Here is a 1,860-nt window from a genome sequence, read left to right as displayed (position 1 = left end):
TTCACATAACAAACAATTCAAGTGGATTCTCAACGCGTGGCAGTTTTACTATGCGTCAGGTAAAGTGTTTACGGTGTTATGCAGCGGCTTGGTCAGTGCGTTGTTCACCACTTAATTGGGCGTTATGCAACTCAGGTAAATTTAGGGGTTTAATCTTTTTAGGTTTCTCCGGCCATTCGTTTTATGTTGTCGGCAAATGAGCTTTTTTACCCTCAAATCCGTGGCTAACTCAAACCGTAAAACAGGCAAATTTCTTTGTTTGCCTCAATCAGTTTTAGTGCTGGTTTGTTGTCAATTTAGCGTGCGCAAAGTGTGGAAAGAGCAAGTTATTCGATCATTTCGCATTTGCTGAAAGTCTTGCTCGGTGAGTTTTTCTCATTCAAAAGCTTGGTTTGTCGCTGAAAGGTGGACTTTGTTTTGGCGGCTTATTTATCACGGTTCAGGCTTTGGCTGATTCTTGATTCACTTAACCAATATTTTGATTGTTTTCTTAATCAAATTTGGTGTAACTTCTGGTTTATCTTATTGAATTTGCATAACAAAGCATTTAAGACGGATTCGCAACGCTTGGCGGTTTTAGTGTAAATTCAGTTTTTGCGTTTTAAGTGGTTTGTCGAGGCATTGGTGTTTAGCGTCGCTCACCACTTAATGCGGCGTTATGTGTTGGATGAGTTTTTAAGGTTAATTCTACGATTTCATTGAAAATTTGTTCCGTATTTTCGGCAAGTTGGCTTGGTCGAAATGGATTCTTGAACAACTTGATATTGATCGTTTTCAAGGTTCTTTGGTTGCCTCAATTGCGTTTTGGAGCTGGTTTGTGTTGAGTTTCGTTGGTTTTAAATCGCTTTAATTGAAATGTCTTTTTGACTGATTCGTTTGCTGACATTCAGCTCTGAAAGTCTGATGAAGCAAAAGGTTTGGTTGTGGCTGAAAGGACGCTTTCTTTGTTGTTGATTCTGTAAGTGGCTTTCTTTGGCTAAGATCGCTGTGAAATTTAGGTTTTGGTCAGCATCGTTTTTGTACGTAACTTATTCAAATCTCTTCATTTCTACGGTGGTTTACTTTGAATTCACAGTAAAATTCACATAACAAGCAATTCAAGTGGATTCTCAACGCGTGGCAGTTTTACTATGCGTCAGGTAAAGTGCTTTACGGTGCAATGCAGCGGCTTGGCCAGTGCGTTGTTCACCACTTAATTGGGCGTTATGCGAATGGAGATACTATGATTTTCAGTTGGCTTAAAAATTATTTCTCGACCGAGAGGAGAATTGAGTCTCACCCTAAGTTTAACGATTCCTTTAACATAGTTGGGCACGTTTTAGCTGGTGAAAAAACTCAAATGTTTGATGGCGTAGAGGTCTCATATTCGAAAGCAGTTCTAATATTGTGTGTACGCGATGTCAAAGAATATTACCAAGCTTGGGAATCGCCAGAATACCCAAATCATGAAGATGCATTGAATGTATTGAAAGCAGAATGTAGTCGTATTTCTGAACTAATCAATAAACGAATTGAAATTCGTGATTACTCTTCGGATACTCAACGTCATGAAATTATTGAAGTTTACAATGAGCATCACAAACAGTTTGTTTTGGAATCTACCAATCTGTGAAAATTCGCATAACAAACTGTTTAAGAGTGATTCGCAACGCTTGGCATTTTTACTATGCGTTGCGTTTAGTGTTTAAGGTGGTATGCGGTAGCTTCGGTATTGCGTTGCTCACACCTTAACAGGGCGTTAGCTGGGGTTAAGAAAAACGGTGAATTTAGGGTGTAAAGGCTTTGGGTTTCCTAGCTACACACCGGACAAATCTCAGTTTCTCAACTATCTCGCCAGTGGCACTTTTCGGGAAGTGTTTG

General features: G+C 39.5%; 1 protein-coding gene. It reads left to right on the top strand.

All coding sequences use genetic code 11. From position 1 onward, the window contains the following. Positions 1-1,222 precede the first annotated feature (1,222 nt). Positions 1,223-1,612 (top strand): hypothetical protein, encoded by a 390-nt coding sequence (locus EYW48_RS21005; RefSeq protein ID WP_277433029.1) that lies wholly within the window; start codon positions 1,223-1,225, stop codon positions 1,610-1,612. Positions 1,613-1,860 lie beyond the last annotated feature (248 nt).

It is taken from the genome of Vibrio sp. 1180_3 (genome assembly GCF_029478545.1).
GTDB lineage: Bacteria > Pseudomonadota > Gammaproteobacteria > Enterobacterales > Vibrionaceae > Vibrio > Vibrio aestuarianus.
This window is presented reverse-complemented; position numbering and strand designations above follow the sequence as displayed.

Bases quoted from the DNA above. Each gene is read 5' to 3' on its own strand.
- EYW48_RS21005 (WP_277433029.1), top strand. From the start codon at position 1,223: ATGATTTTCAGTTGGCTTAAAAATTATTTCTCGACCGAGAGGAGAATT.